A 14,421-nucleotide genomic window follows, 5' to 3' on the forward strand; every position below is an offset into this window, starting at 1 on the left:
CTAATCTGGAAATTATTCACTTCTTATTCAATCATTAATTTCCATTTAATTTTATATCAACAATCTGGTATTTATACATTTTCCTTATTTCAAAACATTGATACGAAAGCGTTATTTTAAATTTCGTTATAATTATATTCTGTGATTTTCAAATCGTTCATAGATTAATTACTGGTATCGCTTCCATATAAATACTTAAAATTTTAACAGTTGATTTTACTTTATTTGGGAATAGAATAGATTATGTACTCTTTTCCATACTTACAAGAAAGTACAGAAAAGAAAATGATTATTTTCATACACAGAAAAGGAGATGGACAGATTGAGTACAGAAACCAAACTTAAAACAACGAATCCAACCGACGTAGCGAAAACAAAGGTAACCACAGGTGCTGATGTAGTTGTCGATAGCCTTATCGCTCAAGGGGTTAAATATATATTTGGGATTCCAGGAGCCAAAATTGATGCCGTTTTTGATGTTCTACAAGATCGAGGTCCTGAATTAATCGTATGTCGTCATGAACAAAATGCTGCTTTTATGGCAGCCGCTATTGGTCGTTTAACAGGGAAACCTGGTGTATGTCTAGTGACTTCAGGTCCAGGCGCATCTAATCTAGTCACAGGGCTTGCGACAGCAAATGCCGAAAGTGATCCCGTAGTTGCTCTTGCAGGTGCAGTCTCCAGAACAGATCGCCTCAAACGTACTCACCAATCGATGGATAATGCTGGCTTATTCGAACCGATAACCAAATACAGTGTAGAAGTCGAACATCCTAACAATGTAGGTGAAGCGATCACGAATGCTTTCCGTGAAGCTTCTGCTTCTCAACCGGGCGCGGCTTTTGTTAGTCTACCGATGGATGTATTGGTGAGTGAAGCCAAAAAATTCAATTTCCATACGATGCATACTCCTCAATTGGGTACAGCACCGACTCATCTGATTGATGAAGTAGCTTCAGCGATTCGTAAAGCGAAATTACCCGTTATTTTACTAGGGATGAAAGCAAGTAGCCCCGAAGTGACGCAAGCGATTCGTGATTTGATTCGTGATACCGATATTCCTGTAGTAGAAACGTTCCAAGCGGCAGGCGCGATTTCGCGTGATCTGGAAAAACACTTTTTAGGCCGAGTAGGATTGTTCTGTAATCAGCCGGGCGATCTACTACTCAAGCAATCTGATCTGGTGCTTACCGTCGGCTATGATCCAATCGAATATGATCCTCATTTATGGAATCAAGAAGGCCAACGATTGGTGTTCCACCTAGATAATCGCAAAGCCGATATTGATCATTATTATCAACCACAAAGCGAATTGATCGGTAATATTGCATTGAATATACAAGCTTTAGCTACACACTTGGAGGGGTTGCGACTTCCTGCCGAGTCTCTTGACGTACTTGCACGCTTACATCACAAATTAGAACAAGACGGTCAAGGATTCCACTCCTCTCATCCTGATCTCGTTCATCCGATAGAATTTATGAAAACATTACGTGGGATGATCGGCGACGAAGTGACTGTGGCTTGCGACGTTGGCTCCCATTACATTTGGATGGCACGTTACTTCCGTTCTTACGAACCTCGTCGCCTATTGTTCAGTAACGGTATGCAGACGTTAGGCGTGGCACTGCCGTGGGCGATTGGTGCTTCATTGGTTCGTCCGAATGAGAAAGTGATTTCGATTTCGGGTGATGGTGGATTCTTATTTTCTTCGATGGAACTAGAAACAGCTGTCCGTTTGAATACTCCACTGGTGCATATTGTATGGCGTGATGGAGCTTACGATATGGTTGCTTTTCAACAAGTCATGAAATACGGTCGTACTTCCGGAGTCGATTTCGGTAAAGTCGATATTGTAAAATATGCTGAAAGCTTCGGTGCTCTAGGGCTACGAGTTAACAAACCTGAAGAATTAGAACGTGTACTTCGCCAAGCGATGGCACATCAAGGACCTGTTGTAGTTGATGTACCGATCGATTATCAAGACAATATCAAATTAGGCGAGAAATTATTACCGGATGCGATCAACTAATTAGACTTATGAGATAAACATCTTTTATTTAGAACAATAGATCGATTGGATTTTATTCAAAAAAGGAGCTAGACCGAAATGGGAAATCACGTGATTTATCAAGCTTCAACTATGATTGCTTTACTCAGTGGTATGTATGATGGTTCAGTCACTTTTGGTGAACTCAAAAAACACGGTGATTTTGGGATCGGTACTTTTCATCAACTGGATGGTGAAATGATTGCTTTTGACGGTAAATTTTATCATCTTTATCCAGATGGTAGTGCCAAACAAGTCGGTATGGAAGAAAGTACACCGTTCTCTACTGTCACTTTTTTCAAAGAGGAAAAAACATTCCAAATCAATCGTACGTTAAACCGTCAACAATTGGAAAAAGTATTAGATGATCTATTAGCGAGCCCTAATATTTTTCATGCGATTCGTATTGATGGGCAGTTCCGTGAGGTCAATACACGAACCGTTCCCCATCAAGAAAAACCGTACAAACCATTTATCGAAGTGACCAAGTCACAGCCTTCTTTCCACTTTCCAAATACAGGCGGAGTGATTGCAGGTTTCTGGACACCAGCATTTGCTCAAGGTATTGGTGTGGCTGGATATCACTTACACTTTATCAATGATGAACGTAATGGTGGTGGTCACGTATTAGACTTTATTGTGGATCATTGCACAATTTCAGTATGTAGCAGTGAAGATTTTCAATTAGCTCTTCCACATGATCAAGATTATTTAAAAGCTAATCTGGAAGCTCCGAACTTGGAACGCGATATCATGACTGCTGAAGGTGCTTATTAAATCAACACACTTTTTAGTGTTTGATGATATTTTTAGGAAATACCTGTTATACCCTCCCTATACTAAGCCTACCTTTCTTTTTAATAAGAATAGGTAGGCTCTTTTTTTGTATGTTTATTCGTCATTTTTTAACAATTTTTGTATATTTATTGATAAAAGAAATGGTATTTCTAAGGCTATAGCAACTGTGTTGGATGATGTATTGTTGTTACACTGTATCTATATTCGAATATATCCTTTTGATTCATACTTCCGTCCTACTTTATCGTTCGTTCATGCAAGTAAGCTTTCAAGCTTTATTGTTGTTGATCTGATCCGATATGATTTGAAGGAGGGCAAAACATGGAACGTAAAATGCGTATTATTCCTTATGAAGTGATTGCTCATGTAGAACAGGTCACCGAAACACCTACTGGTGTAGAAATGATTCAAGCGCCTAAGGTCTGGGATATCACCAAAGGTGCAGGTGTCACTATCGCTATCCTCGATACAGGCTGTGATACTCATCATCCTGATCTGCAAGGACGGATTCGCAACGGGCGTAACTTTACAGACGATGATCAGAGTCACCCTGATATCTATGAAGATTATAATGGTCATGGTACTCATGTAGCGGGCACAATTGCAGCCATTCAAAATAATACAGGTGTTGTCGGTGTAGCTCCAGAAGTAAATTTACTGATTGGAAAAGTGTTAAATAAAGACGGTTCCGGGCAAATCGACTGGATTATCAATGGAATCCTATATGCTATTGAGCAAAAAGTAGATATTATTTCGATGTCGCTTGGTGGCCCTGAGGATGTGCCTGAATTACATGAAGCGATTCAAAAAGCAGTGAATAACAATATTCTAGTCATCTGTGCTGCCGGTAATGAAGGTGATAACGATTCAAATACAGATGAATACGGATATCCGGGTTACTACAATGAAGTCATTAGTGTAGGTGCCATTAACCTCAACCGCCAGTCTTCTGAATTTTCTAATTCTAACAATGAAGTAGATTTGGTTGCCCCTGGTGAAAATATATTATCTACGTATTTGGATGGCAAATATGCCACACTTAGCGGAACGTCTATGGCTACTCCACATGTCTCCGGTGCGATGGCATTGATCAAAGTCATCGCAAATCAAAGTTTTGAGCGAGAGTTAACAGAACCTGAGCTTTATGCGCAATTGATCAAACGTACGATTCCTCTCGGTGATTCTCCTCGTCTAGAAGGAAATGGTATGGTCTATCTAACAGCTCAAGAAGAACTTGCCAAACTGTTCAAACCGCAAACAATAGCTAGATTGCTCAATATTTAAATGCATCAGATCTATATTCTGCGTATCTATGTCTACTTTCTTGTAGATGTAGATACGTTTTATTTTATTTGATTTCTAGAATGAACCTGTATGTCATTTCTGATATACTGATAAAAAGACGATATCGGTAGATCCGAATGGTACTTTTAGCTTTACAAATAGCTATACAATACATATGTATTTTCCATTCAAGCTGACTTTACCTTATTTTCTGCTCTGATCCTGTTTGGGACCGAGACAGAAAAGATGATCGCCGTGTGATTCTTTTTTGGACTCAGTACCTTTTTAGTGATGAACTAGAAGGTTTTTTTGCGTTACAACGTGTATATCATACTGAAAAAAGGAGTATTACGAACATGTCGTTGCCATCACTCACCAAAAAGATAAACAATGCTTCTCCTGGTTCTACAGCGAATCAGACCATATTCGGGGTTTTACTTGCGATCTCCCTTGTTCATTTATTTAATGATTCGATGCAGTCAGTCATTCCAGCCATTTTTCCTATTTTGAAAGAAACGATGAATCTTAGCTATACGCAAATTGGTTGGATCGCTTTTGCAATTAACTTCACCGCTTCGATTATGCAACCTGTTGTAGGACTCTTTTCAGATAAGCGCCCTACGCCTGCATTGTTACCGATCGGAATGGGATTTACGTTTACAGGAATGCTATTACTTGCTTATGCAAGTTCTTATTCTGCTGTTTTATTAGCTGTCGTGTTTGTTGGCTTGGGTTCTGCTACTTTTCACCCTGAAGGTTCTAAAGTTTCTCACATGGCAGCAGGCAATCGAAGAGGATTAGCACAATCTATTTTCCAAGTCGGTGGAAATGCAGGACAATCACTGGCTCCACTGCTGACTTCTTTGATCTTTGTGCCTTATGGTCAATTTGGTGCTATCGGATTTACAGGAGTCGCAGCCGCAGGTATTATTGTGCAAATCTTTATTGCACGCTGGTATGGACGCACGATTCGTAGTGAAAGCTTTGCTAAAAAACATCGTAACGTTGGAAAAATACGTCCTGAGCTGAAAAACCGAATAGCTTTTGCGATGATTATTTTGATTTCACTTGTATTTGTACGTTCGTGGTATTCATCATCGATCGCAAGTTATTATAGCTTTAATCTGATTGAAGGTTTTGGACTAAGTGTGGGCGATGCGCAGATTTATATTTTCCTTTTTTTAGCAGCTGGAGCTTTAGGTACTTTTTTTGGTGGAACACTAGCTGATCGCTTTGGTAAACGAAATTTAATTTTTGTATCCATGGCAGGTTCTGCTCCTTTAGCTTTAATCCTGCCTTATGCTAATTTATTTTGGAGCGGTGTATTGCTAGCTGTGATCGGTTTTGTTCTTATTTCTAGCTTTTCAGTTACTGTCGTCTATGCTCAAATGTTGATTCCAGGCAAAATCGGTACCGTATCTGGATTAATTACAGGGCTTGCTTTTGGATTAGGCGGACTTGGTGCATTGGTTGTGGGTAACTGGATTGATAAAATTGGTATATCACCTGTTATGCAGTTATGCAGCTTTTTACCACTACTTGGAGTCATTACATTCTTACTTCCCTCTGATCGCAAATTAAGCGAATGGACAGAAGGCGCTTCGGAAGCTTAGTACTCTATCATATGTATAGGATTTATTTTAATTGAATAAGCAAAAAAGAAAAAGCCTATCCTGTACTAAAAGGATAGGCTTTTATTTGAAAACAATACTGATTTAGCCTGCACTAGCAGCAGATGAGCCACCGGAAGCACCAGCAGCGGCAGAACTAGAAGAAGCTGCAATATATCCATTTTCCATTGCTTGTACTTTAGCTTGTTGTACATAGAATTGCAATTTAGCCAAGTCTTGTTTCACTTGATCGACATGCACTTGATATTGGAATTTATCAAAATCATATTTTGTTACGACACCAGCATTGTAACGAATCTGCATATTGGTATTATCCAATGTTACATCACTTACTGTACGTTGTGCTGTTACAACACTTTTGTATGCTGTATCTGCATCTGTGTAACTGGATTCGATAGATTTAGCCAAATCTATTTTGCCTTGAGATAATTGTTGTCTAGCAATTTCAGTATTTGCTTTGGTTGCTTGCTCATCAAAGCTATTAGCTGCATTTTTATCTTGGTTATCTTCTTCCCATTGAGCTTGAACGATGCCATTAGCAAGCGTCTGTACTTGGTATGAAGAAGATAGGATACTATCTACATTTTTCTTAGCAACTGGTTCTACAGTTACATCGATATCTGTTAATTGAATATTTGGATTATATTCAATACCTAGATCGAAAGAAATAGTGATTAACGCTTTTTGGTACGCATCTTCAAGATTCGTTAAGTTATCTTTTTCAGCTAACAAAGCACGATTAGCTTTATCGATATCTTCTTGTGTACCTGATCCTAGAGATTGTAATGTCTGAGCACGTTGTACATCACGAGTCAATACATCGATATAATCTTTAGACAATTGGACTTGTTTTTGACTTGCCAATAACTGTACATATTGACCTGTCATTCCAAGTTTGATGCCTTCTCTAGCTTCATTAATTTGAAGTTCAGTATTTTCTTTTTGGGTATCCAAATTATTGATATTTTTCTCTAATGTTTTACGAGAAGTTTCAAGTTGTGTGTTTTGAGCTGCTGCACTTTTGTTTAGTCCATCGGAAATTTTACCTACAGCATTTTGAAGTTCTTTCAATTGTTGCTCATAAGCATCACTTGGATCCGGTTTGGATGGTTCAGGAGCCGGTGTTCCAGGATCTGCGGGATCAGCAGGATCAGTTGCAGCTGCACCAGCAGATCCTGATCCGCTGTTGTCAGTTGTTGGTGCTGGAGTAGGTTCATCTGCTTGAGCACTAACGGTGTTCGCTGCTTTTAATGCAGGACTTACCGTAGTAACAGAACCACTTTGTGGATCGTCACCATTTACACCTGAATCTGTACCACTGTTATTATCAGATGGAACATGCAATACAGGAGATCCATTACCTGCTTGAATATTAAAACTGTTGTTCAAATCAACAAGGTTCACACCTAAGCTCGCATTTTGTTGATCCAACACTTTATATTTTAATTGAAGAAGTGCTAGATTGTATGAATCATTTAATGCTAAATTAATAACTGTATTTAGATCCAAAGTATCAAGCTTTTTCAATTCGCCTGCTCCAGAGATCGTTAATTGTGATGCTGGTGTTGCTGTTGTGTCTGTCACTACTGGAGTTGGGATTGCATCTGCAGCGTGCGCCATTGTTAATGGTTGTGATGCAACAAGCACCATAGCCAGAAGAGAAGCGCCGACGATTCCTTTTTTCATATCCAAATTACCTCTTTTCATATATTCAAAACCCTAATTCCAATCTCAAATGAATGCCTCTGCCAAAAACATTTAGTATAGCTAATAAAATTAATTTAGCATTACTAACAAAATAAATCAACTACAATTCAATAAATCATTTATAATTATAAATAAGTTCTGTTGAAAAAAATCACTTTCTTACTTATATAAATGTTCCAATACCCTACTTCTATATTATATACCTTAAATGACATATACGTAATCCTTGTTTAAACATTATTTTGAAATAAAATTATTAAATAATAGTGTGCTTGACTAAGTCCACTCTAACAATATGACCACTACACCTACTAAAATAAACGCAGCAATAGAAAGATGTATTTTTTCCTTCATCATCGCAGGCTTCGTATCTATATAATGAAGTTTGTGATTAGGTCTATTATTCTTCCTCTGATCTGGATCGTAAGGATCTGTCGTTTTCACAGTGTCTCACCTACTCTTCCATATATTGTATATCTTATGATACTACAATCTTACCATCCGTCACACAATATTCACAATATGATTCCAATTAAAATAAGCATCCACTCTCCGATTTAATTTATCCATTTCAAATCTACATCCAGAGGTTGAGGTCTCTTCAAATTTAGTTTGATACAATTGACAAGCATCGTATAAACAATCTATAATTCAGCCATGAACTATAGAGTATAAATTAAACTGGTGAGTTCAGAGGAGGATACTGTAACTATGAAAAAAAGCTGGCCAACGGCCTTTACAGCGATTCTGTTAGCTGTTAGTTTGACAGCATGTTCGACAGAGAAAGCTGCAGTGGAGCCGGCAAGTAGTAGCGTCGAAGTCACAGCCGTCAAAGAAGTAACATTAGATGCGGTCTATGACTTATCAGGCACACTACAAGCATATGATGAGACCCCTGTTTCTTTTAAAATCGGTGGAACAGTCACTTCAGTGAATGCCGATATTGGAGATCAGGTTACAAAAGGGAAAAGTTTAGCCCAATTAGATAGCGCAGATTTACAACTTGACCTCGACAATGCGAACCAAAGTGTTGCTGCAGCCCAAGCTTCCCTCAGCAATGCACAAGCTTCTCTTACCAGCGCGCAAGCTTCCCTCAGTAATGCGCAAGCCGCCAAACAAGCTGCTCAAGCAGGTATCGCATCCGCTGATGCACAGATTCAAAGTGCTAAAGTACGTGAACAAGGCGTAGCTGCTGGAGCACGTACACAAGAAAGAGCACAATCGCAAAATGCTGTAAACAAAGCACAAACGGCTTATAACCAGGCCAAAACAGCAGCAGATCGTGCCAAAACATTATTTCAAAATGGTCTACTAACTCAGCAAGAAAATGAGCAAGCGCAAACGACTCTTGCAACTGCACAAGATAGTCTTAACGATGCGAAAGAACAACTTTCTCTTCTATTAGAAGGAGCAAGTGCTTCCGATCGTGCAGCAGCGGCTTCTACAGTAAAAGAAGCAGAAGTAGGTCGTCAAAGTGCTGTAGCTAGTGTAGAACAAGCTAATTCAGGTATTGAACAAGCCAATGCGGGTATCGAACAAGCCAATGCCGGTATCAGTCAAGCTCAAGCTAGTTATGAGCAAGCTGTTATCGCTAAAGAAACCGCTCAATTGAACTTATCAAGAGTAGGACTTGCCGCTCCAGTATCTGGTGTCGTTTTAGAAAAAACGATTTCTAACGGACAAACGGTTACTGCTGGAACAGCTATGTTTACTCTAGGTGAGATTAACAAACTTAAAGTGTTGCTTCCTATCGCAGATAGTGAAATCAGTAAGTGGAAAGTTGGACAACAAGTTAGCTTGAACCTTTATGATGAGACGCGTACAGGTAGAGTGACGAAGCTATATCCTGCAACCAATGAAAATACAGGTTCTATTAATGCAGAAGTTACCATTGATAACCCTAAACTCGATTGGAAACCAGGTCAGGTTGTCAAAGCTTCACGTCAAGCTGCTTCATTAAAAGGAATCGCAATTCCTGTAGAGGCAGTCGTTAGTACAGGATCTGAACCTTATGTATTTAAAAATGTAAATGGTAAAGCCGTTCAAACCCCTATTGAAATTGGTAATCTATACGATAATCGTTATCAGATTACTAAAGGCTTAAAAGTAGGCGATCAGGTGGTGACTCAAGGAGCGGACCGTTTATTTAATGGAGATGCCCTTACAGTAAGTGAGGCGACCGCTAAATGATCAAATATATCGTCAAAAAGCGTAAAATTACGCTTGTCTTCTTTATCATGCTTATTCTGTTCGGTATCGTAAGTGCATTGCAGTTGCCTAAACAATTAATGCCCGATATCGTTATCAAAACAGCAACAGTAACGACGACTTATCCGGGTGCAACTCCAGAATTAATGGAGCAGACGGTTACCAAAGTATTAGAACAAAAAATTAAAGAAGTCACTAATCTCGATACCATTTCTTCTACTTCAAGTAATGGTGTATCCAGCATTATTATTCAAGCATTACCAGCGGCAGATGCAAAAGATACATGGAGTGAATTGCGTCGTAAAGTACAGGATGCTGAAGGTGAACTTCCTGCTGATGCAAACACGCCTATTGTCAATGACAACTTAACACAAACCTTTGTCCAATCTTTTGCTTTATATGGCAAAACAAAAGAAGATATCTATGCTTTAAGTGATCTTATGAACACATGGCGTGACCAACTTCGTTCTGTACCGGGTATCACCGATGTAGCGATCAAAGGTATTCCCGATCAACAAGTACGAGTTGATGCAGATATGGCGAAGTTAAAACAGTATAATATTTCGTGGGAATCGGTTATGCAAGCGATCCAGTCTGAAAATAACCGTGTACCTACAGGTGATATTGCATACGAATCACGTACTTATCAATTAACTGTAGACGAATCTCATAATGTAGATTCCCTCAAAAATATTGTTGTTTTTCAAACCGAAGCCGGTGTTCCTGTCTATGTTAAAGACATCGCAAATGTACAATTGATTACTGATAAAGAAACATACTTAGGATATTACAACGGTGTACCTGCCATTTCGCTTGATATTAGTAGTGAAACAGGTTCTGATGTACCTACCATGCATGAGCGTGTAGCAGAAAAAATGACTTCACTTGAAAAAACATTGCCTGCTAATATCAAACTTACTTCCTTGTTTGCTCAAAAAACAGAAGTAGATCGTATCTTTAATGATTTGATTCGTGAAATGTTAATTGCTATTTTGGCTGTTATTATCATTTGTATGTTGGGATTGAACTGGTTAACCGCTTCTTTTGTAGCTTTGGCTATTCCAGTCTCGATTGCACTAGGTCTTATCCTTCTGCCTACACTTGGAATATCACTGAATCAGATCACGATTGTAGGACTTATTATTGTACTGGGGATTCTGGTCGATGATGCGGTTGTTGTTAATGATAATATTGAACGGCGATTAACCGTACTCAAAGAAAATCCGACAGATGCAGCAGTCAATGGTACCAAAGAAGTATCCATCTCTATCGTTACAGCTACATTAGCAACGATTGCAGCTTTTGCTCCATTGATGCTACTTGAAGGCGATATGGGATCATTTATTCGTCCGATTCCAACCATTATCTCGTTATGTATGTTAGCTTCGATGATTATGGCATTAACGATCATTCCTATTTTCCGTGAATGGTATGAAGAGCGTCGTAATGAACAAGGTAAAACACATGGCACAGAAAAACCTGCTGGACTATTAGGTAAACAAATCCAATCGTTAACTAATGGCTATGCTAAAAAATTAATGCCTAAAGTGTTAAAACGTCCATTAATTGTGGCTTTAACAGGGCTTATTGTGAGTACACTTGCTTACGGGTTAGCTGCTTTTACACCTGTCGAGCTATTCCCAAGTTCATCTGATCCTCAGTTAACGATCAATGTATCGTTGCCTACAGGTACTTCTTTACAGAAAACAGATGAAGTCGTAAAAGGTGTTGCTAAATGGGTCAAAAAACAGCCAGGTGTTGAAAATATAGCTTATGCTTCTGGCGGCGGTGCACCTCAGTTGTTTACCAACCTTAGTCTAGGTGGCGGTGGTGTCACAACCGGACAGATTCTAGTCACCGGTGAAGAACATAAGCTCGATGTAGCTACAGCGTCAGAACAGTGGTCTGATCAACTTAAAAAAGATTATCCAGGTATCAGTATCTCTGTAAAAGCTACAGATTTGGGTGTCTCTGTAGGTAAAGCAGTATCGATCCGTATTCTAGGTGATGATCTAGAAGAAATTCGTAGCCTAACCGATAAAGTGAAACTTGCGATTGCTGATACACCAGGAACATACGGTATCACTGATAGTATTGGTGTAGAAAATTATGCTTTGAACTTTGTCGTAAACAAACAAGCTATGGATCAATACAAAGTGAGTTATGAAAACTTAACACGTACGCTTTTGATGATGGGTAGCGGTATTAGTGTAGGTGACTTTGATAACGGTGAAGATCTAATCGATATCAAGCTTTATATGAAAGATTCTACCAACGCTAGTCCAACAGCACTATTCCAACAAGTCAGTATTACCAACTCTGCTGGAACTCAGATTCCATTATCACAAGTGGTTGAAATGAAACCATCATTTGCGATTCAACAAATCGATCGTTACAACTTAACACGAGTGAATACGATTGAGGCAGATGCGAATGGACGTACAGCTACAGAAGTTATGCAGGAATTAGAACCTAAAATACAACAAATTAATTTCCCTGAAGGATACACATGGGATGTCGGTGGAGCAACGTCCAGTCAAACAGATACCTTTACTGATTTAGGTCAATTGTTTGTAGTCGTTATCTTCCTGATTATTATCTTAATTATGATTCAGTTCTATTCGCTTTCAATTCCAATGATTATTATGACAACTGTATATCTAGCAGCCGCGGGCGGTATATTAGGATTATTTATCACTCGTACGCCGATTGGATTTATGTCAGTCATGGGGATTATTGCTCTTGCCGGAATTGTTGTACGGAATGGTATCGTATTGATCGAGTTTATAGAAGATGCAAGGCATGAAGGTATGGAACTAACCGATGCTATTATATCTGCTGCATCTGCTCGTTTCCGTCCGATTCTTTTAACATCTTTGACAGCGATTGTCGGTATGATTCCTATCGCTACTGTCGGTGAATTACTATTCCGACCACTGGGAGTTACGATTATTTTCGGTCTGGTCTTCTCGACAATTTTGACACTGTTTGTAGTTCCTTCTTTATATATGGTTGTGGCTAGACGCAAATTAAAAAAAGCAGCTCGTAAAGAAGAACGCAAACAACAACGTCGTGAAAAACTGAATTTAAGCAAAAAAATGTAATTTTATTATTCTAGATACATGAATCTGTACTGAATAAGAACAGGCTTCTTTTCACAGAGCCTGTTCTTATTTTATAATGACGTGATGATATAGCGGTAAAGGAGACGTGCACTTGAAAAACAAAGAACATGAAATTATTGAAGTAGCACTTCAACTTTTTTCCGAAAAAGGATATACTTCTACTTCTGTAGATGAGATTGCTAAAGAAAGTGGAATAGCGAAAGCTTCTTTTTACAAATTTTTTCAAAGTAAAGAAGATGTTCTTGTCGCTACTGTTGTAATGCATGGACACAAAATCGATGATGCCATCTGCAAAATGTATTCCGATACTCATTTACCACCTGAACAAAAAATAGCTGAATTTGTGCGCATTTACTTACAGAACTCTTTGGATACCAAATTCCATTCGATGATGATTTCGATGCATGATAAAAGTCTATTTCACAGCGAGAAGTTAATCGAAGCGTTTCTTATCGTAGAATACAAATTAAGCAAATGGACTACCGATTGTCTGGTGGATATTTATGGTGAGCAAGTAGAGCCTTTTGCTTATGATGTGATCTTTATGATTAGAGGCATGATGATGCAATACCTGATTCTGCCTATGATGGGACTCAAGCCGAATACAACAGATGAAGAATTTGCTGCTCTACTGGCTAACACTGTCGATCTATGGATTAAGGGTATGATGGAATACAACTATGTACCGATCTGGGATTGGAAACAGCTCAAAGTAGATCCTGAACATATCAAAGATAGCCCTATTTTCAAAGGGATTATGATTCATGATGCTTTGCTAGACCTCAAGCGATTACTGCATCACCTCCAAGTCTCTGATGAGCAAAAAGAAGAGTATCGTCAGGTTCTGCAAGAGCTAGAACAAGAAATATTGAGCGATGTAAAACGTAAAGGGATGCTTAAAGCAATGTTTTCTTTTCTATCTCAAGAACCCACTCTGGTTGAAAAATGTCATCTGTTACAATCAGTGCTGGATATCTAATCCTATTGATACCAAAAAGCTGCTTTCTGTTATGATCACAGGAAGCAGCTTTTTTTATTGCTCATTTCAAATATATCTCTACATGGATTAATGTATCCATATCACTTTAAGATTAGATCATTTTTTTATTGTCGCTATCACGCAAGCGAACTTTAAGTTGATCAATTGTACGTTCTAGTGTTCCAATCGCATCTGTTACAATACTGCGATCTACCGAATCCTCGACTTCTTTCATCCGTGCAGAAGCACGCTCACTTTCATACGTCTGGCGACGTTGAAGTTCATTATATTTATCAAGCAAGTCTGTAATGACTTTGTAAAAACGCTCATAATCTAAAATAACATCATCTAGAAAAAAGTCGACTTCTTCTTGAGAATAGCCTCGCATTTTGGTCCCAAAATCTTTTTCATGAATGGTAAGGGCATCGAACTTAATCCCCAACTGCTTAAATAAACGTTTTTGGTCTTCTAACTTACGCTGATAATTCTCATCTACAGCCATGATGATCCCCCTATTCCCGTAAGAACTTATACTCACATACAGTTCTTTTTTATAAATGTACCATAAACACAGCATAGGGGAAAACAATCTGTTCAAAGATATTTCGCTTAGGTATGCTTGTTTGTCCGAATGAGTAG

Annotated in this window: 10 protein-coding genes; 7 read left to right on the forward strand and 3 right to left on the reverse strand. The window is 38.7% G+C overall.

Annotation, left to right across the window (positions count from 1 at the left end; genetic code table 11):
• The first annotated feature begins 313 nt into the window (after nt 1–313).
• The 4 genes from alsS (at nt 314) to RCP16_RS13875 (ending at nt 5,745) form a co-directional block, all read left to right on the forward strand.
• Complete coding sequence (gene alsS, locus RCP16_RS13860) at nt 314–2,032, forward strand: acetolactate synthase AlsS (protein WP_308640556.1); 1,719 nt, start codon at nt 314–316, stop codon at nt 2,030–2,032.
• Between the two features lie 78 nt (nt 2,033–2,110).
• Nucleotides 2,111–2,827 (forward strand): acetolactate decarboxylase, encoded by a 717-nt coding sequence (gene budA / locus RCP16_RS13865; protein WP_137220983.1) that lies wholly within the window; start codon nt 2,111–2,113, stop codon nt 2,825–2,827.
• A gap of 342 nt (nt 2,828–3,169) precedes the next feature.
• The gene (locus RCP16_RS13870; RefSeq protein ID WP_308640557.1) at nt 3,170–4,132 is read left to right on the forward strand and encodes a S8 family peptidase; all 963 of its coding nucleotides are present in this window, start codon (nt 3,170–3,172) and stop codon (nt 4,130–4,132) included.
• 356 nt (nt 4,133–4,488) lie between these two features.
• Nucleotides 4,489–5,745, forward strand: coding sequence for an MFS transporter (locus tag RCP16_RS13875; RefSeq protein ID WP_308640558.1), 1,257 nt, complete (start codon nt 4,489–4,491; stop codon nt 5,743–5,745).
• 102 nt (nt 5,746–5,847) lie between these two features.
• On the opposite strand, the gene RCP16_RS13880 is transcribed toward RCP16_RS13875, so the two are convergent.
• Both RCP16_RS13880 and RCP16_RS13885 read right to left on the reverse strand, forming a co-directional pair.
• Nucleotides 5,848–7,449: a TolC family protein gene (locus RCP16_RS13880; protein WP_308640559.1), complete on the reverse strand. Its 1,602-nt coding sequence runs from the start codon at nt 7,447–7,449 to the stop codon at nt 5,848–5,850.
• A 297-nt stretch (nt 7,450–7,746) separates the two neighbouring features.
• Nucleotides 7,747–7,914 (reverse strand): hypothetical protein, encoded by a 168-nt coding sequence (locus RCP16_RS13885; RefSeq protein ID WP_308640560.1) that lies wholly within the window; start codon nt 7,912–7,914, stop codon nt 7,747–7,749.
• 267 nt (nt 7,915–8,181) lie between these two features.
• Here RCP16_RS13885 and RCP16_RS13890 point away from each other — a divergent pair, with 267 nt between their 5' ends.
• The 3 genes from RCP16_RS13890 (at nt 8,182) to RCP16_RS13900 (ending at nt 13,782) form a co-directional block, all read left to right on the forward strand.
• Complete coding sequence (locus RCP16_RS13890) at nt 8,182–9,660, forward strand: efflux RND transporter periplasmic adaptor subunit (protein WP_069327854.1); 1,479 nt, start codon at nt 8,182–8,184, stop codon at nt 9,658–9,660.
• The gene (locus RCP16_RS13895; RefSeq protein ID WP_069327853.1) at nt 9,657–12,782 is read left to right on the forward strand and encodes an efflux RND transporter permease subunit; all 3,126 of its coding nucleotides are present in this window, start codon (nt 9,657–9,659) and stop codon (nt 12,780–12,782) included. The genes RCP16_RS13890 and RCP16_RS13895 overlap by 4 nt, the downstream gene beginning before the upstream one ends.
• 112 nt (nt 12,783–12,894) lie before the next feature.
• Nucleotides 12,895–13,782 carry a TetR/AcrR family transcriptional regulator gene (locus RCP16_RS13900; RefSeq protein ID WP_069327852.1) on the forward strand — a complete coding sequence of 296 codons (888 nt, stop codon included), beginning with the start codon at nt 12,895–12,897 and terminating at the stop codon, nt 13,780–13,782.
• Between the two features lie 112 nt (nt 13,783–13,894).
• On the opposite strand, the gene RCP16_RS13905 is transcribed toward RCP16_RS13900, so the two are convergent.
• Entirely contained in the window at nt 13,895–14,284 is a 390-nt protein-coding gene (locus tag RCP16_RS13905; protein WP_069327851.1) for a DivIVA domain-containing protein, read from the reverse strand.
• Between the last annotated feature and the right edge of the window lie 137 nt (nt 14,285–14,421).

This window comes from Paenibacillus nuruki, assembly GCF_963311185.1.
GTDB lineage: Bacteria > Bacillota > Bacilli > Paenibacillales > Paenibacillaceae > Saccharibacillus > Saccharibacillus nuruki.